The organism is Allorhodopirellula heiligendammensis, assembly GCF_007860105.1.
Lineage (GTDB): Bacteria > Planctomycetota > Planctomycetia > Pirellulales > Pirellulaceae > Rhodopirellula > Rhodopirellula heiligendammensis.
In genome coordinates this window covers 857298-876999 of record NZ_SJPU01000001.1, presented here as the reverse complement: position 1 = coordinate 876999, position 19702 = coordinate 857298, and the positions used below count along the sequence as shown (strand labels likewise).

Genomic DNA, 19702 nt, shown 5'->3' with positions numbered 1-19702 from the left:
AAGCAGACGCGTTCATTTTCGCGGCGATGCGGAACGTCTTCTACAGTGGGCACGTGGCAGGGTTCGACGCAACAAAACGTGATTGAGCGGTCCCAAGTCCAGGTCGGGGTTATGATCCGCAACGTCTAGCAGTTCTACGAATCACGTTCGCCGACTGGCCACCGAGAGCGAGCCGTGCGGCTATGACCCGCATCAAGAAACCGAGATCCATTGGAGTCAACCTCTGAGGCCAGGCACGGGATCCGCTGACAGTATCCTCAGGCCGTTTCTGGTGATTTCCCGCCGGGCACGGACAGGACAAGAACATGCCCGCAGAACTGCACTCGCGCTCACCAAAGCGGCGGAGTCGGGTTCCTAAAGCCCATCAATCTAGCCTGCGAGCGGATCGTCAGTGGCGAGCGGGTCGGGAGCCTCTTCAAAGATCAGCTGGGCCAAGGCGGCTACGACAGTGGTCCTGACCCAGCAATAGGATCAGGGCTTCGCCCCATTGGGCCCGGTGCTGTCCGTCAACTAACCGGGCGTTAAGCCTGAATGGACGGCGGTCTCCAGCCTTAGCGAGAGCGTAGTCGAAGCGATGAAGCTCAGGCCATATGCAGGCCGTGTCGAGACGTCTTCGCCGCTTGGGCTGACAGGCCGTTTCAGGGTCGCCCAGCTACCCTCCGTCGTCCCAAAGGTATCACCGAGAGTATCACCGAAGGTATCACCAGTGAATCGGCCAAAAAGGTATCACCGACCAGGCGACCTAAGCCCTTGCCGGGAAACACCTTACGAAATCGGGGCGACAAGATTTGAACTTGCGACCTCTGCGTCCCGAACGCAGCGCTCTACCAGGCTGAGCCACGCCCCGATGATGGATGTTCATCGTCGTTACTGAATTTGAGTTCGTCAAGATACCGATTCTAATTCTCTCGCGGGTTTTGCCCGGACCGATTACGGCTCGCGGAATCACTGTGGCACGGAGAAACCGCTTGCCATGAAATCAGCCCAGACGCCATCACGAGCGGTTCCCAAACGGTGTTAATCGAGACGCCGAAAACTGAGCAACCGAGAGCGGTATCGACCCGTGGATTTCCACCGGCGACTCATTGGTGGGTGCGTGTGCTCAGCGCCCGAGTCGCGAGGAAACTTGGCTACTGAAGCTTGCAAGCGATGTCGCTGATCTGAGCTTGTTGCTCGGGGGTGATCCAGCGGAGATCAATGATTAGCTCGTTGTTGTCGACTCGGCAGAGTAGGCCTGTTGCGCCGTTGGCCAAGCGTTGGGCCACTGCGTTGGCGTCTCGTGCCGGATCGAGTGTCAGCACGACTTGGCGTGACGCGATCGATTCGGTGGCTGCGGGATCACCGTTCGGTTCAGCGGGATGCGATTCGCCGCATCCAGTTTCGGCGACGCCAATACGGGCGGGGTACTCCGTGATACGTGTCCCGGTGACCCAATCGCAACCGCTGAGCTGGGTCGCCAGTCGTTGCGCCCGGTCGGTCAAGTTGTCTTCCGAGACACCGATGAGCTGGCCCACGGGGCTTTGCCCTTTGGCTTGCGCGGCAACCGATGCGGCCACGGTTGCAATCATGGCAGTGGGCGCATCGACGAGTTGGAAAGTAGAGCACTGACGCATCCGTTTGATTATTTCGTCATTACCAACAACCAGGCTGAGGTCAGGCATCCCCGCCAGTACACTCCCTGCCAGCACAACAACATCGGCGCCCCGATCGAGCTCATCGATCACACTGGAAACGGGAGTTGATGCATCAAGCGGAAAGACACTCGCGATAGGCAACACGGCCACTTCGATCCAGTCATCGCCGGGGTCGGCCCCAGCAGGCGGGTGCGATTTGGATGAAGACATTCGGACGACGACATTTTGGCTTGTCCGGCTCAACTGAGACGAATCAGTGGCAGCGCTGGGTTTCGGTGGTCGGCCGGGGTGATCGGCATGCCGATGCAATACCTCGTCGCTCGGCCAATCCTCACCGCCGTTGACATACCCGAACTCCCGGACGGCGCCGCGGGCGAATCCACGCAACCGATCGACCAGCAGCCGTGCAGGACGAGCACCACCAGGAGCCGGCCGATACATCGGATAGGCGGCACTACGTGGTACCCAGATGCAACCTCCGCGGCCGCCGAGCGTGGCAACAAGCGCGAGCGAGGCGTCGAGAGAATTGGTGACGATCGCCCCCAGAGGACAGGCGCTGGCGGGACTATGACTTCGACGGTTGGCGATCGCTGCGGCAATTTCGTCACTCAGCCGCGCAGGCAGATCGGGATCTCGAGCGGCATCGCCGGAGAGGTGTGGGATCGCAGCGGCGAGTGCATCGGAGGGCAGCCCGACACCGCTACCGCGCTCATCGAGCAACCATCCTGTGCCGTTGATAATCCGGGAAGGGCTTAGCGAGACAGAATTGTCACTCCACCAATCGCCACTTTGCCACGCATCCTTCAAAGGCTGTGCTCGCGCTTCGGCCTGCCGCAGAATCGATCCAACTTTCTCGCGGGCGGCTTTCGGCAACTCGTCCACCATTTTGCTCGCGTGCTCTTTCAGCGAAGTGGCAGCCTCGTGATCAGTGACTTGTCGAGCGAGATCAGCCACACCGCGGCGAAGGAGGTCAACGGTCCAGGGAGGCAGAGCCATGAGATCACGATTGAACGGGAAGGAGGAAAGAGGAGCACAAATCCCAGCGAGCAGTTTGGCGAGTATCCGTTGAAACGGAGCCGCGAACTACAGTCCGGAGTCGCCCGCGAGGACCATCGCATGCTCTCAAGAGCGCAGCGACTCAGTCCACGGCTACAACTTGGGAACGGGACGTTTGGGAGCACGATTGAGCATTCTACGCTCATCGTCCTTAGGAACGTTATTATTGTTGTTATTATTGCCACCGCCACCCTCATTTCGGGGCTTGAGATCGGTAAAGTCTTCCTTCCATTGCCAGCCAATTGGGACATCCAACTCGCGTTGTGCCAACAGTGCCCATGGCGTCCCAGGATTCTCTTCAACGACGCGAGTGAGGAATTCGCGGGCGGAATCTGCTTCGCGCTGCCATTTACTACCGACGCTGATTTGGTCACTGGGCTCGAGGATCCAGGTGTTATTCTTAGGGTCAGCAAACGGCATGCCCTGTTTGGCTTGGGCCAAGACGGCATTATAGGTTTCCGTCCGGACCTTTTGCGCCAGCACCCGGCCATAGGCGAGATCAAACCCTGCCCGCCAGCGAGGACTGGTTTCGTCCTCACGGCCTTTGAGGCCGGGTTCTAACGTCGCCGCCAGTCGTACCAGGGTTGGTTCGAGGGGCGCGGCGTCTTGCTGAGCGTTCGTCAGGTCGCCAGCCAGCTGTGCTTCGCTTGTTTTGACAAACCGCAGCCGTGGACGCTGAATCCCGGTGACATTAGGAATCGTAGCCGCTTGTACCAGTGCCATTCTCAGTGGGCTACGTTTGACGGCACTGACATAGTCGGCTTGCGAGAGGTAGTCGGGGCTGTAGCGGGCCATCGCCGTCGGATCGAAAAAGTACTTCATGTCCGCAGAAAATGCTTCGATCTCACCCCGCCTGACTTGCCGGGACGTATTGCGATTGGGGTGTACAGTGAAGTAGGTACCACCGGTCTCATAGCACAGACGGGTGAGGCCGTAGGGACCGAAACCACTATCGATGACAGGTTCGTCATCAAAGTTGCCGCTGAAGCTCAACTGGATGCGCTCGGGCAAGAACGTTTCGGGGCCTTGATCGACCTGCGCCCACTGGGGTGACTGGTCGTACTTGGGATCGGGATCGACGTATTTAACGAGCGTATGTTCGCGGCCAAAGGGAGCTGGCACACCGATCACGTAGACGGGCACGCCGAGTTGGCGGCAAGACGTGATCGAGGTCTCCAATCGGTTGTAGTCGTCACCGCGTTCGTCAGTGACCACGACAAAGAGGACATTGCGTTTCGGACCTCGCGGGCCCACATCACGGCGGAGAGACTTGTACTGTTTCGCCGCCGATTCGATCGCCGTGAAGACGCGCTCGACGCCGGAACTGTCTACGGGCAGCTTGTCGACAATCTGCTTAATTTCCGCCAGATCCGAGATAGGTTCCTCGGTATAGAGTTCCACCTTCTCACCGAAGCCGATGATGGAGGTGAGGATGCGTTCCTCGTCAGGATTTAGGTGCTTGTTCTCACGCGTTTTCTGCATGATCCCGAGTTCATCGTAAATGCGATCGAAGCGGTCACGAATATCAGCGCGCTGCCGCGTGAGCGAGCCACTCTGGTCGAATAGCCAGACCACGAGGGTCGGCCGCTCCTCAGCGGCGAACAGAATTTCAGCAGTGATCTGGTCGACCGCGCCCTGGGCACCGGCGACGCCGACGCCGGTACTCCCTTTCACCGTTTCCAGCCGCTTTTGCGGGGCGACGGGTTGGCTGAAGATTTTGTTGACCATGATCTGCCCCAATTCGGTCGGCTGCAGGTCGATGGGGTTGGGGATGTCTGCGACCTCGGCGTATACGTCCGCCGAAGCTTCGGCCAGATCCAGTTCGGCCATGGCATCAACGCCAACCTCGGTCTGGGGCGTTTCGCTGACGACAATTTCCTCGATCACCTCCAGTTTCTCCTCGTACTGGGGCGGTGGGGAAACCACCACGACGGCGTTCTCATCGAACGGCTTGTGAAACTGGACGAGCGCCAGGGCCAAAAAGATGATGATATGGACCTGCATGCTGCCGATCATGGCGACCGTTTCATCGGAGTCCCAAAAGGCTTCGCGTTCGGACGGCAGCACCGGATCATCTCCAGAGGCGCCTGAAGTGCCAATAGCGTCTGAAGTGCCAATGGCGTCTGACTCGCCAGTGACGTCTGAAGTGCTCAATGAATCAGCCGAGGGTGCAGGCATATCGCTGAAGGGGGCCGGGAGGAGACGAAACGGAAGATGAGCGATGGGTGATCAAAGCTAGTGGGCTTAACATTGGAACGTTTTCTGCGATGATTTGTACTCTTGCCGAGTATATCCGAATCGATCGGGGGGCTCGTAAAAACGCGGAGAAAAAATTTGAACGGACGACTGATCGCGATTGGAGACATCCACGGCTACAACGTGCCGCTGCAGACGCTGCTGCAAGCGATTGCGCCGACCGAGAACGATATTATCGTGGCACTGGGTGACTACGTTGATCGCGGGCCTGACTCCAAGGGCGTGATCGATACCCTGATTCAATGGGGCCAAAAAACTCAGATTGTCGCGTTAATGGGCAACCATGAGGAGATGATGCTTGATGTCGTACGCGGTCTCGAGCCCCATCATGCCTGGCTAAAATTCGGCGGTATTGAAACTCTCGACAGCTATCATTTTAACGGTGATTTAGACTTCCTACCCCCCGAGCATCTAGAGTTTTTTGATTCGTTGGGCGATTATTTTGTCCATGACGACTTCTTTTTCACACATGCGGCCTACGATCCGCATCTGTCGCTCGAAGAACAGCCCGTCGATATGTTGCGATGGTATTCGCTGCGAGAGGGGATTCCCGAGCGACACATGAGCGGACGCGTCGCCGTCGTGGGGCATACCGCAAATCCAGACGCGCAGATCGTTGACGTGGGCCATTTGATCTGCTTGGACACCAAGTGCTACGGGGGCGGATTGCTGACGGCGATGGAATTGCCATCTAAACGGATTTGGCAGTCGACCCCTGAAGGTGTCCTGCTGTAGGCATGGGGCCTTGGGAAATTTCGTGAACAAAATTGGACGGTCGTCGCCATCTGCCATCAGAACGCCCACATTCCAGCAGGAATCTCTGCTCAGTTCGCTCGTTTGCCCGACAAAAAACACCGAACCAGGTGGCCCGTGGAGGCGTAGCGACCAAGCCCCATTTTAATGGCAATTTTACCCGTTCTGTTCCAGTTGCTTGGCTTTCACGCCCATGAAGACTCTCATTGCATGCCTGATCTTCGCCGCGATCGGGGTTGCGGTCGCGCTCACGATCAATGAACGCCGCTACGGTCATTACGAGCCCGCATTTGGGCCTATTAGCTACCGTGGCGACATTGACGCCAGCAATGCGATGGCAACACTCGAAAAAGAGTGGTCTAAGAAACTGCCCAAGGTAGAGTTGCCCGATGGACATACATTTGATTTCGGCGTGATGCGGCCGGACGAAAAAGGCGAGCACGTCTTTGTCGTCAAGAACGTCGGCGATGAATCCTTGGTGCTCAAAGTGGGCGCGTCGACATGTAAATGCACCGTCGGGGAACTGGGGGATGAGTCGCTCGAACCGGGCGAACAGACTGAAGTCACGATGAGCTGGACGGTACTGACAAGTGAGAACACGTTTGGCCAATCTGCGGAACTCCGCACCAATGACCCGAATAACATCGCCATTCGTTTTGAAATCAAGGGCACGGTTGTCCGAGACGTGAAGCTGTTCCCTGAAGAAGTCCTGCTCGGCGACGTTGCCGCAGGCGAAGATATCCCGTTCGACGTCAACGTGTTCAGCTTCATGGACGCCCCCATGGATGCTGGTGAAATCAAGATCATTGACGACCCGATCAACGAGCTCACCGATTTCGAAGTCACCCCGTTTGAACCGAGCGAACAAGATGGAATCAACGCAACCGCCTCTCAAGGATTCCACGTTCACGGCACCATTCATCCCGGACTTAAACAGGGTCCGATCACGTCCAGCGTGATGCTGACATTGCAGGCACAGTCAAGCGACGAGGCGTCTGCCGACGATAATGAGAACGCAGAGGCGACCGAGAGTCAGGGCGAAGGCGAGAGCTCCGTAGGAAAGCGAGCCGTCTACATTCCAGTCAGTGGTCGAATCGTAGGGGCGCTGAGCATGCTGCCCAATTCTCGCTTGAAGGGAGTTTCCGGCGGCGGATATGTGTTCGACTTTGGCATTTTAGGTAAGGACGATCCCCTGACCGCCAAAGCATTTGTGCGGCTGAAGGGGGCCGAGCATGCGGACGCGAAGCTATCCATCGGGGAAATAAAGCCAGCTGAGAACGTGGAAGCTAAACTTGGTGAGCCAATCCGCCAAGGCAATATGACGCTGTTCCCACTGGAATTGGAGCTCAAGCCAGGAACCGTAGCCATTGATCGTCTCGGAATGAACAAAGGGGATTACGGATCCGTGATGATCGAATCGGATGACCCACTCGTTCCCGCGCTGAAATTGATACTGAAATTTGCGTTGCCGGCGCGGTAGGCTAGGGAACATCTCCCATCGCACTGACCAAGGAAACTCATGCGCACCCCAGATTCACCCCGCTGCCAAGCCCCTCTGAGTTGCCGTCGGTTGCACCGAAGACGATGGTTGTTGCCGATATTGCTGCTGGGATTGACGGGTTGCTCACCCGCGGACATGACGACCTCGTCACGTTCAACACCCCGCAGCGAACCGCCCCTGCACGATCAGCCCAGCGATCAAGCTACTTCGGTATCCACGCAGCCGGGCGATGAGCAAACCGGAACCACCGAACTGGCTCCGCAACGTCCTGCGGAGAAACAGAAGCTCTCGGGAGTCGATCCTGCCCGGACCGGTGATGCAGAGCCTTCCCATGTTGCGCGAAAGCCTCCTGTGGGGGACACCGCCGAAAAAGCCTCACCTTCCAGCGATGGCTTATCGGGGCCGATCGACTACACCACGTGGCCCGTTCCCGACCTAACGTTATTCGTCACGGGTCAACAGCATGGCTACATCGAACCATGTGGATGCACCGGTTTGGAGAATCAGAAAGGCGGCGTGGCGAGGCGGATGACCTTTGCCACCCAGCTTCGCCAGTCCGGTTGGAAACTCGTGCCGATCGACGCGGGGAACTTAGTCCGACGATTTGGTCGCCAAGCTGAGATCAAATTCCATCGCTCACTCGAAGCACTCCGGGAGATGAAATACGATGCTGTCGGCTTTGGTCCCGACGATATGCGCATCGGCGTGGGCGACTTGATCCAAGAGGCAGCGGCCGAGACGCCGGAGGACGCACTCTACTGCTCCGCTAACGTGGTGCTGCTGGACCCTTCGCTCATGCAGAGCCACCGCATCATCGATCGCGACGGATTTCGGGTTGGCGTTACGAGCATTCTCGATCCCGCCTCGCTGACTTCCCCGCTGAGCGAGGATATCACGCTCAACGATCCGATCGTGTCGGCACGAACCGTGTTGGAAACGCTGAGAAACAACCATCTGAATTTCAAAGTGCTGACTTTCTATGGGAAGGAAGACACTGCGAAGCAATTGGCACGGCAAGTTCCTGGTTTTGATCTGATTGTTGTCGCCGGCGGCTATGGCGAACCGTCCTACCAACCCCAGACCATTGAAGGCACTGCCACCAAGTTGATATTGACGGGAGATAAGGGCATGTATGTTGGGTTGGTGGGTCTCTACAAAGACTCCCAGCTGCGTTACGCCCGCGTCCCGCTAGATGATTCCTTTGGCGATGCTCCAGAGATGCGTCAGCTGATGGCTGAGTACCAATCCCAGCTCCGAGACCTTGGTTTGGAAAACCTGGGTATTAAACCGATCCCACACCCCACGGGCGAAAAGTTTGTCGGGTCCGAAGCCTGCGGAGAATGCCACACCACCGCTTATGACATCTGGAAAGATTCGCCGCACTTCAATGCCACCGAGAGCCTGGTCCATCCTGGTGAGCGGGGAGACGTGCCGCGTCACTTTGATCCTGAGTGCATCTCGTGCCACGTCACTGGGTGGAACGCGCAAAACTATCATCCCTACGTTTCGGGATACCTGAATCTAGAGGTGGACAAGCATCTTCATGGCAATGGTTGCGAGAATTGCCACGGCCCAGGGGCATCGCACGCTGCCGTCGAGAATGGAGAGCTTGATGTCTCGGATGCGCGACGGGAGCAGCTTCGCAAGGCAATGAGGCTGCCGCTGGCCAAGGCGCGTGAGAAATGCATGGAATGCCATGACCTGGACAACAGCCCCGACTTCCACAAGGAAGACGCTTTCGAAGACTATTGGGCCGAGATCGAGCACTATGGGCTCGATTAGTTAGCGTCCTGCTATTCGCTCGCGGTCCGCTGTGTCGCTGACTGCACTCGATCGCAGTTCATTGGCAACCCCACTCTCGATCCATCTAGGGTGGCAATCGATACTTGCGCCGAATGGACGTACTAACTCGACTCACCGGCGAGGAAACCGCGCGTCTTCACGGTGATACGAAAATCAACCGCGAACTGCGGCCTCGATTGCAGCGACGTCAATCTTTTTCATCTGCATCATCGCATCGAAGGCGCGTTTGGCAGCAGCCGTGTCCGAGCCGGTAACCGCGCGGGTCAAGATGACCGGCGTGATCTGCCAGTTCACCCCCCATTGGTCTTTGCACCACCCGCACTGACTTTCCTCACCGCCATTGCCGACGATGGCATTCCAATAGCGATCGGTTTCGGCTTGGTCGGAAGTCGCGACTTGAAATGAGAACGCCCAATTGTGCTCCACACCAGGACCGCCGTTGAGCCCAAGGCATGGAATCCCCATCACCGTGAACTCAACAGTCAGCACATCGCCGTCTTTGCCAGCTGGATAGTTTCCCGGCGCTCGATGCACTGCGTCGACAGAGGAGTCAGGAAAAGTTTTGGCATAAAACTGTGCTGCGTCTTCCGCGTCGCCGTTGTACCACAAGCAGATTCTGTTGCTCGTCTTCTCGTCTCTTGAGCTCGGAGTGTGGGCAATAGCGGCATCGCGAGCAGCAATTTGATCGTTGAGCTCTGCAGCAACAGGACGAATCTCGAAGGGCCCCACTGCTACACCGGGATGTTTCGACATTAATGCTACTGCGTGATTCAAGTCACGAGCCTCGAGCAACAGCAACCCACCAAGCATTTCCTTGGTCTCGGCATAGGGTCCATCTGTCACTTCGACTGAACCGTTGTTCATTCGCAGCATCACTGCGTTGGGCGCCGATTGCAGTGCCTCGCCCCCGCGAAAGTGCCCACCCCGCCTCAACTCATCGTCATAGGCGAAACACTCTTCTAGCATACGCTGCCTGTCCACCTCAGACATCGCATCGTACTTCTTCTCGTCACTATATCCCATGCAAACAAACTTCATCATTCCGGCTCCTGTTGATTCTACGGTCCGACTCTCCGAGCGCGCATTGTCGTCGCTCGATAGTTAGTCGAACCACCGTCACTCCAATCGACACTGTCCGGAAAAAGCTTCCACAGCTAATCTATCCTAAGATCATCGGGCAACTCTGCGCAGCGTGCGGGATTCCAGCGACAGGCGCCTTTCGGCTCACCCCGACCGAGGTATTCCTAGGCAAAGCCAGCTTTATGCGGCAGTCTGGCAAGATCTCATCTCATGTCGTCTGGTACAGAATCGCCACGGCGGTATCTTTTCCAACATCGCGAATCCGATTTTTGATGCCTGAGGGGAAAGTGACCCATGACGAAATTGACGCAGCCCCTGAAGTGGCATGGCGGCAAATACTATCTGCGGAGCTGGATCATTGGTTTGATGCCGCCACACCTACACTATGTCGAGCCGTTTTTCGGTGGTGGCGGCATCCTTCTGGCTCGCGATCCGAATCGCGACTGGATGGCTGTCGGCGATGAGAAACTCACCGCTGCCGAAAAAGGAAGCAGTGAAGTCGTCAACGATCTGCACGGTGAACTAATCAATTTCTGGCGAGTGCTGCAATCGGCAGAGCACTTCGAAGCATTCCGGCAGCGAGTGGAGATGACCCCCTTCAGCGAAGATGAGTTTGATCAAGCAAAAGAGCTTTCGCCGGACGCGGGCGCTGCATCGGATCGATCACCACTCGAACGCGCGGTCCATTTTTTTATTCTGGCGCGGCAGTCCCGCCAAGGATTGATGAAAGACTTCGCGACGTTGTCGAGAAATCGCACCCGTGGTCGGGTGAACGAACAGGCCTCGGCATGGCTCAATGTGGTCCAGGGCTTACCCGATGTACATCAGCGACTAAAAGGCGTCGTGATCCTCAATCAAAACGCCGTGGGTGTCATTCGCAAGCAAGATGGTACGAAGACATTGTTTTATTGCGATCCGCCCTATGTTCACGAGACGCGTGCGACTACCGGTGAGTATGCATTTGAAATGACCCTCGTGGAACATGAGGAACTCCTTGAGACGCTTTCGGCAATCCAAGGAAAATTCATGTTGAGCGGATACCCGAGCGAGCTGTATACGAAATGGGAAAGAAAACATGGGTGGAATCGCCACGAGTTTCTGATCGACAATAAGGCTGCATCGGGGAAGGTAAAGGAGAAGAAAACCGAATGTCTATGGTGCAATTTTTAAGTACCATCGCCAGCCTGAAAGTGCTCGGTTGCCAATTCTCGCTGAGTCCTGGGACTTTTTTCCTACGCTCGCTCTGCCCACGATTGGACTGGCGTAAGCGTTTGGGGATGCCAACTTTCAGGATTCGATTCCAACCGAGATAACCTTTCGGCGTCACGTCAACATCTGAGCGTGTTTAGCTACTTCGTGAACTTGCGCCCCACCGCGTTACGAAATGCTGCATCGCGAAAGGGATCGTTAGTGGACTCCTGCCAGCTTTCCAGTGCCGCTTTTAGACGCGTTTCAATGTCCGCCGCTGCGGAATCGCCCGCGAGATTGACAAGTTCATGGGGATCGCTTGCCAAATCGAAAAGTTCCAGTGGAGGTGGCTCGCGAAGTTTTTGATACAACGGATGCGCAGGATGGTCGCTCGGCAGTTTTGCGACCTCACGGTTCGATGGGTCTCCGTCGACCGACACAATCGCGTTGCCGATGCTGCCAGGCAAACGATAAATCAGTTTGTACCGTCCGTCAGTAATCGCGCGCGTGGGATAGAACGATGACGCTCCATGAAAGTGGAACTCTCCCACCAATGTGTCACGCCAGGTTGACGTGGGATGTCGCTGCGCAACGGCGCGCAATGAGTTTCCTTGGACGATGGCGGGTGTTTCAACTCCAGCGGCATCAAATACGGTAGGCGCGATGTCGACAGCGCTGACTAGTTTCGGTGACACATGTGCGTCGCTCAGCCCCGGCCAGTCGAGCAGGAAAGGCACTCGTAAACCAGCTTCATAACACGTCGTTTTGCCTCGCGAGAATGGAGGCCCATGATCGCCTAAAAAAATCACCAGCGTTCGCTCGCGTTGACCGCTATTATCGAGCGATTTCAATAGCCGGCCAACAGCCGCGTCGACGCGCTGGACGCAGTTGTAGTAGCCCGCGATTCGTTTGCGTGTCACTGGCGTATCAACATCCTGCCAAGGCCAGGCCGTTACGTCATCGGGGGCGATGGGATCCGCCGGAATTCCCTTGACGACATCAGGGAACGCTGGTTGGCCTGGAGGCCTCTTTCCCATCACGTGGGGATCAAATACGTTGAACATCAAAAACCATGGCTGGTCGCTGGACTCCCGCCAAAAGTCTTCTGCCAACGCCACTTGGCGCACGACGTCACGACTTCCAAAACCTTCTTTGGTATGCACGTCGAGTGCAAATTCCTGTTCCGGATCCACGTGAAGTTTGCCGATCACGCCCGTGTAGTAGCCGTGACGTTTCAACACATTTGGGATTGATTGTTGAATGATTTCGGGGCGGACATGAAAACCCACGTCAGCGTTTGCCAACCCATACTGCCCGTTCGTGTGAGGATACGTGCCGGTCAACATCGCAGATCGGGAAGAGCTGCAGGACGCCTGAGCGACGTACGCCGTCTCGAATCGTACGCTGCGTTGTGCCAACGCATCTAAATGCGGCATCGCGACGGTGTTATCCCCATAGCAATTCAATTGCAGTCCTAGGTCGTCGGCGGTTATCAGCAGAATATTCATCCGCTCCCCGTCATCTCCGGTGACGGGTTGCAGGTATGGAGACGGCAACATCCCCGTTGCGAGGACTAAGATTATTGCTGCGCGAAGTACCATGATTGATCACTACCGAAGGAAAACGCCGCCAGAGTAGGGGCTGACCGGAAAACCAAACAATCCGTTTGGCCGGAAAACCAATCTAACCGAAAATGAGTGCCGATCCCATCTGACGGGCGGTTCCGTCTGCAGGTTCGCCACATCAGTACGACTCGTTGCGTTCCCGAATTGCAAATGCGATACGAGTGAATATATGAGTTCGAACTTCGAATCGCTCCCGCTGATAGCGACGGATCCTCTACAATACAACGTCCCCCTCAGCAATTGGGCGGGGAAGAGCCGCTCGCCGAACAACGGGCTGCGGAGCGTCTAGCGACACGCTTTGCTCGCCTGCCAGCTTCTAAAATAGTTGCGGTAGACCCATCACCGTACCGCACAGGGTTGGGCCGAACGCTATTCTCGTATGCCAATGGATTTAAGATGACAAAATCAATCAGCGTGTCACGCTTGGCAGTTCCGATCGTAACGTTGATCACCGCCGCAGCAATCTCCAGCGTTTGCAGTGCCCAGACGGCCGCCAACCCCCGCTGGATTGCTCCGCTCACTGCCACCGAATTGCAGGCCCAACTGCGATATGATGGGCCCCCGTTGGTCATCATCAGTGCCCATCGTGGAGGTCCGGGGCGAGGGCTTCCCGAAAATGCGATTGAAACGTTTGAGCATAGCCTACGCAACGAGCCCTCGATGATGGAGGTAGATCCCCGTCTGACGAAGGACGGCCAAATTGTGCTCCTTCATGATGCGACCCTTGACCGGACCACTACGGGGACTGGCTTAGTCAGAGACGCCACGCTGGAGGAACTTAAAAACCTGTATTTGAAGGATATCGACGGTACAGTTACGGAGTACCGAATTCCCACGCTTGACGAAGCAATCACATGGGCGCGAGGAAGAACAATTCTTGTGCTCGATCAGAAGGATGTTCCGCTCGATCTGCGAGTTCAGAAAATCATCGAGCACAATGCACAGGGGTTTGTGATGTTGATTGTCAACAATATCGCAGAGGCGAAGCGATGCCATCAACTTGACAAAAACATCTGTATGGAGGTCATGCTGGGTGATCGCAAGAAGCTCCAAGCATTTGAGACGTCTGGTGTGCCTTGGGGCAACATCCTCGCCTTCATTGGCCATCAACCTTCACATGACCAAGAGCTGATTCAGCGCATCCACGATGAGGGTGCGCGCTGCATGTCAGGCACATCTCGCAACCTTGATCAACAGATTGTAATTGATCGTGCCAGGCAACCAGCCGACCTTGAGGCGAGTTATCGTGAACTCTTGCAGATGGGCATTGACGTCATTGAGACCGACCGCCCCATTGAAGTCGGAACTATCTTGGCGAAAGCAGCTCCTACAAGCTGGCGCGAATCGACATTGGAAACAGTTCAGGTCGACCCTGATGCAGGCGGGTTTATCCTACATCCCTCGAGGAAGCGATACGTACCCTGGGGGCACAATTACGCTTCGGTCGACCTCATGGAGCGATTGGCCAACGACCCCGCCCGCGTGCAGCGAGAGTTCACCGAAATGCGTGCTGCTGGAACGACGGTGGCGCGCGTCCATCCAGAGATGCCGCGATTGATGAAAGGCCCCCAGGAAGCGGACCCCGAGGGACTCGCCCTGCTGAGACGGCTCTTGGGGATTGCTCAAGGGGCAGGCATTCACTTGATGATCACTGGGCTGGCTTGCTACCAAATCGACGACCGGATGGCTTGGTATGACTCTCTCGAGGAAGCCCAGCGTTGGGAAACCCAAGCCTTTTTCTGGCAAACCATTGCGCGAACGTGCGCCGACAGCCCAGCCGTATTCGCATACGACCTCGTCAACGAGCCAGGGGCAATCGGGACACCGGAAGAAGGCTGGTATTTAGGAAGAATGGGCTATGTAGAATTCTGTCAACGACTGAGTCTCGACGCCCAGGAGCGAAACGGTGATGAAATTTTTCGGCAGTGGACTCGGAAAATGGTGGCCGCTATTCGCTCGCAAGATCAGACACATTTGATCACGTTGGGCATGCTGCCATTTCCTGGCGTCTACAAGGTCGCCGCCGAGGAACTCGATTTCGTTTCGCCACACCTCTATCCCAAGACCGACAAGGTCGATGCAGAAATTGAACTCCTCAAAAAGTATGATTGGGGGAAGCCCATCGTGATTGGCGAGACATTTCCTTTGAGTTGCAGCGTTGATGACGAACGAGACTTCTTGCTAAAAAGCCACGGCATTGCCGACGGCTGGATCGGCCACTGGCCGGACGAATCTCCCACCGAACTGACAAGGCTTCAAGAGTCCGGCACAGCCACAATTCACAACGCCATCTGGCTGTCGTGGGTGAACCTATTCCGAGAACTGGGACCACAGATGGTAGGTGAAGAAACACCCTAATTCGCGGGCAGCTACGACGGCGCCTGTACCGCTTGCGACGAAATTCATCTCGGTGAGCGACAAAGCATTGTCGGCATTTCGTTGAAACCGCCCGTGGGAATGGTCGCTGATCGCCCCGCGATCACGATGGTGGATCGGCGGAGCGATCCACGACTTTCTGTAGACAGCCTAAGGCGAGCGTTCACCGTTTGGCGAGTGCTTTGCTCATCAGCGACGGAGCGATACGATCGCCGTACACTAGGGCTTTGCCAGCGAAACTCAGGATGACTTCTCGTCGACAGGCCTTGATGGCGGCCAGGGTAGAGTGGGCTACGCGATCGGGTGGCCAACTGCCGAAGCTTTTGGATTGTTGGTTGGCGTCAGTGCCAACGAGTGATTCGAAAAACTCACTTCGTGTCGTACTGGGGCTAACCAGCACCACGGCGATACCATGTGAACTGAGCTCGGCGCGGAGAGAATCTGTCCATCCGTGGAGCGCAAACTTACTGGCGCAGTACTCGCTCTTGTCCGGTACGGCGCAGTGCCCCAGCACACTGCCGATGTTACAGATCACTGGGGTGCAGCAGCGTTGGGACTGGTTCTCGGTGGAAGACTTCAAGAGGGGGATTGCGGCCCGGGTCCATTCCGTCGCGGCAAAAAAGTTGACTTCCATAATCTGTCGCATCCGCTGCGATTCCGCTTCGGCAAACGGGCCGATCCCGCCGATGCCCGCGTTGTTAACCAATAGGTCAAGTCGACCACCACCGAGTTTGAGTACCTGATTCATCGCGGCATCTCGGGTCTCTGCATCGGTAACATCGCCGACAATGGGGACGACGTTTCCATGTGCTGCCCGGGACACGATCTCGTCGAGACGGTCGCCCCGGCGCGCAACTGCAATCACGCGGCAGTTTTGGCTGGCCAACAACAAGGTCAGTTCGCGTCCGATTCCACTACTGGCGCCGGTCACGATGGCCAAGCTTCGATCCGCTCGCCAATGCCAGCGACGTTTTCGCCAGAACGCCCATGCGGCGATTGATGACCATGCCTCTGTCATCCGCCTCAAGCAACCTCGCTCGAGTGTGCGCTGGCTTGGTCACCTGTCGGCTCTTGCGTAGTGTCGTCTTCCACGGCATCGTGTTCGGCAGTACCTCCGTCGCCGCGAATCGTCAGCTGGGTAGGCACAACTCGAATTGCCGAGCGGTGGACTTCTCCCATGGCGCCCGCAGGCATTCGTACGCGGACGGTGACATGCGAATCATGAAAATCCCGTGATTCGACTTTACCCTTGGCAGATAAATATGCCAGCAGCTTGCCGTCATGATGTGCGACATCAATCTCCACGTCGAGGAACTCCTTTGCCAGCGCCGCACCCACAGCTTCGCAGAGCGGCGTGAGGCCCGTGTGCGTTTTCGCACTGACGGGAATGGCGTGGGGATAGCGATCAAGCACACGATTGAGCGTTCTCGGACCGTTGATCGAGTCGATCTTATTGAGCACGAGCAGGGTGTCTTTCTCTTCGATGCCGAGCTCTTCGAGAACTTGATAAACGGCAGTGATCTGCTCGAACACCTGAGGACTGCTGGCGTCGGCCACGTGCATCAACAAGTCGGCTTGCCGGGTCTCCTCCAACGTTGACTTGAAGCTGGCGACCAAGGAGTGAGGGAGATCTCGAATGAAGCCGACGGTGTCACTCAGCAGAACATGCCCCCAATTGGGCAGGTGCCAACGACGAGTTCGAGTTTCCAGAGTCGCAAACAACTTGTCTTCAGCGAGCACACCCGCACCGGTCAGTGCATTCATTAACGTGCTTTTACCCGCGTTGGTGTAACCGACCAATGAGATCGTTGGAATCTCATTACGACTGGCAACTTGCCGCTCCCGTCGCGACTCGACTTTCTCAAGTTCAACTTTTAGATCATGGATGCGTTTCTGGGCCAGTCGCCTGTCGACCTCGAGTTGTTTCTCACCGGGCCCTCGCATGCCCACGCCCATCGATTGTCGTGACAGGTGAGTCCACATCCGCTTCAGCCGGGGAAGCGAATACTCTAGCTGCGCCAATTCGACGGCCAGCCGCGATTCGTGGGTCCGCGCTCCCGCAGCAAAGATATCGAGAATCAATTCAGTCCGATCGATGACCTTCGCATGGGTCGCTTTCTCTAAATTGCGGACCTGCGCGGGCGACAAATCGTTATCAAAAAAGATGACATGCGCTTCATGCCGCTCGACCATTAAGCGGAGTTCTTCAACTTTACCCTTACCAAGATAAGTCGAATGATCAGGCGTCCCACGCCGCTGAGTCAGCTCGTCGACGACCTCCGTACCAGCCGTCGTCGCCAAACCGTGGAGTTCTTCCAACGGATCGTCATCGACGACCACATCAGGAAGAATGAGACGCGCCAGAATGCTGCGTTCGGGACCGTTGTCGACCAGCGAGATCAGGTCCGAAGAATTGTGTGGATGAGACACGAGGTGGATGGGGACTCCGGTTGGAGAGAATGATTAAAAAAGTGATTGAGTCCGTAGCCGTGCTCGGTGGGACACAGATCGCATTATCGCGGCCCTGCCCGACGCCGGGTGACGGTAGCTACAGAGACGCTTTCATGTTAACTCATTGACAGACAGTTTGTCGCGGGCAAAGGTTCGAAGATCAATCCGAGCTTAGCGATCGAAAGTCGACCGATTTCGCAATATGTGGTGGTAATGCTGGGCAAAACGATGCGATTCGTCGCGAACGTACTGCAATAGCCTTAGTGCAAAGGCGTTCTTACTCAATCGGAGCGGCTCGGGATTTCCAGGCCGAAATATCTCTTCGTCGCGTTTCGCGAGGGAAATCACGGTCGGTGGCGTGATTTGTTGATCTCGAAACGCTGCCATCGCAGCACTCAATTGCCCTTTCCCTCCGTCGATCAGCAAAATATCAGGGAATGCATCACCCGAATCGCTCAGGCGTCGGAATCGTCGTGACACGACCTCGTAAATGCTACGAAAATCGTCGACGCCTTTGACGTCCTGAATTTTGTATCGACGATAGCCTGGCTTGAACGGTAAGCCATCGATGAACTGGACCAGCGAAGCGACCGTTTCATTGCCACCGAGATGCGCAATGTCGACGCCCTCAATCACCCGCGGAGTTTCATTCAACCGCAGGACTTTCTTCAATCCCGCGAGTCCCTTTTTGGGATCGATATAAAAAACCTCCGGCTGAGCATGGGTATCGAGTTCACCACGTTCGGACAACCGCTCGAGCATTTGAATCTCGTCACGCAGCACCGCGGCTCGTTCGAACTCCAGTTCAGCACTGGCGGTCGCCATTTCCGCCTTCATGTCTTTGATCAGTTTCGTTTTGCCACCGTCGAGAAACGTTTGCAAGCGTTTAATATCGCGGCGATAGTCCTCCTTGCTGATACGAAAATTACAGGGGGCGGTGCACTGGTTGATGCTCGCTAGCAGGCACGGGCGAAACCATTTCCATTTCTCGTCCGATTCGCTGATGTCGAGCGTGCAGGTGCGAAATTTAAAAATCCGCTGCATCACCTGGATCGCCCCCCGCAACGCCCCGGCACTGGTAAACGGTCCGTACAGTTTCACGCCCGACGTTTTCGGTTCGCGTGTGACCTCGACGCGCGGAAACTCTTCGCGTGTCGTGATCATCAGGTAGGGGAATGATTTATCGTCTTTGAGGTCTTTGTTGTTCCGAGGCTGGATGTCTTTAATCAGCCTCGACTCCATCAGCAACGCGTCGACCTCGCTCTCGCACTGGACGAAGTCGATGTCCGCAATATCGGGAATCCAGCTGGCTGTGCGAGCATCCACCTCGGCGGCTTTGAGAAAATAGCTACCCGCGCGGTTGCGAAGATTCTTTGCTTTGCCAACGTAGATCACGACCCCGGCAGCGTCCTTCATCAAATAGACACCAGGCTCGTTGGGAAACGTTTTTACCTTCGCCGCCGCGTGCGCATGCCCCTTGAACTCGAAGGTGGCAGCGGACTCGGGAGGCTCAGCGGCAGGTTCAGGGGATGAAGGGTCGTTCAGGCGTCCGTCCGTGGGTGAGGGGTCATGGTGGATTTCTGGGACAAGTCATCGTCACAGCAGATGCGATTGTACCACTCCAGCCATACTTTTGGGAAATCGATTTTACCGCCAGAGCGGACGCCCGATTTGGCTTGCCGGTCCCCCCGCACGCGCCGTCGTTGCCCCCATGAGCATGCGCGGAGTTCGCACGCGTCCTCTGAATCACGCCGCAGATCAGGATTCGCCTTTTCCAACATGATTATTTCTTAGGAAAAAACCATTCGCACTACGCCACTGTTGACTACTTGAAACTATCTACGACATGAGAAAACTGGGAGCGTGGAATGGGACTGAGGCGAAGCACCTGTGGCCATGAAATGACCATGGGGTTGCGAGTGCCTCCAAAATACGAGGCGGTGTGCTTGGTGCCTTTGAATGGCGTGCTGCCCGCCCAA

The 19702-nt window shown here is 56.4% G+C and carries 12 protein-coding genes and 1 tRNA gene; 5 read left to right on the top strand and 8 right to left on the bottom strand.

All coding sequences use genetic code 11. The features are described from left to right. Positions 1–773: 773 nt before the first annotated feature. The 3 genes from Poly21_RS03300 to Poly21_RS03290 form a co-directional block, all read right to left on the bottom strand. A tRNA-Pro gene (locus Poly21_RS03300) sits at positions 774–847 on the bottom strand. 283 nt (positions 848–1130) lie between these two features. Further along, positions 1131–2630 carry a PLP-dependent aminotransferase family protein gene (locus Poly21_RS03295; protein WP_146405568.1) on the bottom strand — a complete coding sequence of 500 codons (1500 nt, stop codon included), beginning with the start codon at positions 2628–2630 and terminating at the stop codon, positions 1131–1133. Between the two features lie 153 nt (positions 2631–2783). Further along, positions 2784–4868 carry a vWA domain-containing protein gene (locus Poly21_RS03290; protein ID WP_146405567.1) on the bottom strand — a complete coding sequence of 695 codons (2085 nt, stop codon included), beginning with the start codon at positions 4866–4868 and terminating at the stop codon, positions 2784–2786. A gap of 156 nt (positions 4869–5024) precedes the next feature. Between Poly21_RS03290 and Poly21_RS03285 the strand changes: the two genes are divergently transcribed. The 3 genes from Poly21_RS03285 (at position 5025) to Poly21_RS03275 (ending at position 8982) form a co-directional block, all read left to right on the top strand. Next, positions 5025–5681 (top strand): metallophosphoesterase family protein, encoded by a 657-nt coding sequence (locus tag Poly21_RS03285; RefSeq protein ID WP_146405566.1) that lies wholly within the window; start codon positions 5025–5027, stop codon positions 5679–5681. A gap of 211 nt (positions 5682–5892) precedes the next feature. Continuing rightward, positions 5893–7179, top strand: coding sequence for a DUF1573 domain-containing protein (locus Poly21_RS03280; protein WP_146405565.1), 1287 nt, complete (start codon positions 5893–5895; stop codon positions 7177–7179). A gap of 156 nt (positions 7180–7335) precedes the next feature. After that, entirely contained in the window at positions 7336–8982 is a 1647-nt protein-coding gene (locus Poly21_RS03275) for a multiheme c-type cytochrome (RefSeq protein ID WP_302117380.1), read from the top strand. Positions 8983–9156: 174 nt separating this feature from the next. Here the strand turns inward: Poly21_RS03275 and Poly21_RS03270 are convergent, their stop codons facing one another. After that, on the bottom strand, positions 9157–10044 hold the full coding sequence (locus tag Poly21_RS03270; RefSeq protein ID WP_146405563.1) for a VOC family protein: 888 nt from the start codon (positions 10042–10044) through the stop codon (positions 9157–9159). Between the two features lie 333 nt (positions 10045–10377). On the opposite strand from Poly21_RS03270, the gene Poly21_RS03265 reads away from it, so the two are divergent. Further along, on the top strand, positions 10378–11253 hold the full coding sequence (locus tag Poly21_RS03265) for a DNA adenine methylase (RefSeq protein WP_146405562.1): 876 nt from the start codon (positions 10378–10380) through the stop codon (positions 11251–11253). 179 nt (positions 11254–11432) lie between these two features. On the opposite strand, the gene Poly21_RS03260 is transcribed toward Poly21_RS03265, so the two are convergent. After that, positions 11433–12872, bottom strand: a complete 1440-nt coding sequence (locus Poly21_RS03260; protein ID WP_146405561.1) for a sulfatase family protein — start codon at positions 12870–12872, stop codon at positions 11433–11435. Between the two features lie 420 nt (positions 12873–13292). On the opposite strand from Poly21_RS03260, the gene Poly21_RS03255 reads away from it, so the two are divergent. Continuing rightward, the gene (locus Poly21_RS03255; protein WP_146405560.1) at positions 13293–15254 is read left to right on the top strand and encodes a glycerophosphodiester phosphodiesterase family protein; all 1962 of its coding nucleotides are present in this window, start codon (positions 13293–13295) and stop codon (positions 15252–15254) included. A 181-nt stretch (positions 15255–15435) separates the two neighbouring features. Here Poly21_RS03255 and Poly21_RS03250 read toward each other — a convergent pair whose 3' ends face one another. The 3 genes from Poly21_RS03250 to Poly21_RS03240 form a co-directional block, all read right to left on the bottom strand. Further along, positions 15436–16290 (bottom strand): SDR family NAD(P)-dependent oxidoreductase, encoded by an 855-nt coding sequence (locus tag Poly21_RS03250; RefSeq protein WP_146406826.1) that lies wholly within the window; start codon positions 16288–16290, stop codon positions 15436–15438. A 5-nt stretch (positions 16291–16295) separates the two neighbouring features. After that, a complete protein-coding gene (gene hflX / locus Poly21_RS03245; protein ID WP_146405559.1) occupies positions 16296–17702 on the bottom strand; it encodes a GTPase HflX in 1407 nt (468 codons plus the stop codon). 192 nt (positions 17703–17894) lie between these two features. Beyond that, entirely contained in the window at positions 17895–19268 is a 1374-nt protein-coding gene (locus Poly21_RS03240; protein WP_302118442.1) for an excinuclease ABC subunit UvrC, read from the bottom strand. Between the last annotated feature and the right edge of the window lie 434 nt (positions 19269–19702).

What these genes read in the sequence shown, in the direction of transcription:
- Poly21_RS03295 (WP_146405568.1), bottom strand. Translation starts at nt 2,630, where the DNA reads ATGGCTCTGCCTCCCTGGACCGTTGACCTCCTTCGCCGCGGTGTGGCT.
- Poly21_RS03290 (WP_146405567.1), bottom strand. Translation starts at nt 4,868, where the DNA reads ATGCCTGCACCCTCGGCTGATTCATTGAGCACTTCAGACGTCACTGGC.
- Poly21_RS03280 (WP_146405565.1), top strand. Translation starts at nt 5,893, where the DNA reads ATGAAGACTCTCATTGCATGCCTGATCTTCGCCGCGATCGGGGTTGCG.
- Poly21_RS03275 (WP_302117380.1), top strand. Translation starts at nt 7,336, where the DNA reads ATGACGACCTCGTCACGTTCAACACCCCGCAGCGAACCGCCCCTGCAC.
- Poly21_RS03270 (WP_146405563.1), bottom strand. Translation starts at nt 10,044, where the DNA reads ATGATGAAGTTTGTTTGCATGGGATATAGTGACGAGAAGAAGTACGAT.
- Poly21_RS03265 (WP_146405562.1), top strand. Translation starts at nt 10,378, where the DNA reads ATGACGAAATTGACGCAGCCCCTGAAGTGGCATGGCGGCAAATACTAT.
- Poly21_RS03260 (WP_146405561.1), bottom strand. Translation starts at nt 12,872, where the DNA reads ATGGTACTTCGCGCAGCAATAATCTTAGTCCTCGCAACGGGGATGTTG.
- Poly21_RS03255 (WP_146405560.1), top strand. Translation starts at nt 13,293, where the DNA reads ATGACAAAATCAATCAGCGTGTCACGCTTGGCAGTTCCGATCGTAACG.
- Poly21_RS03250 (WP_146406826.1), bottom strand. Translation starts at nt 16,290, where the DNA reads ATGACAGAGGCATGGTCATCAATCGCCGCATGGGCGTTCTGGCGAAAA.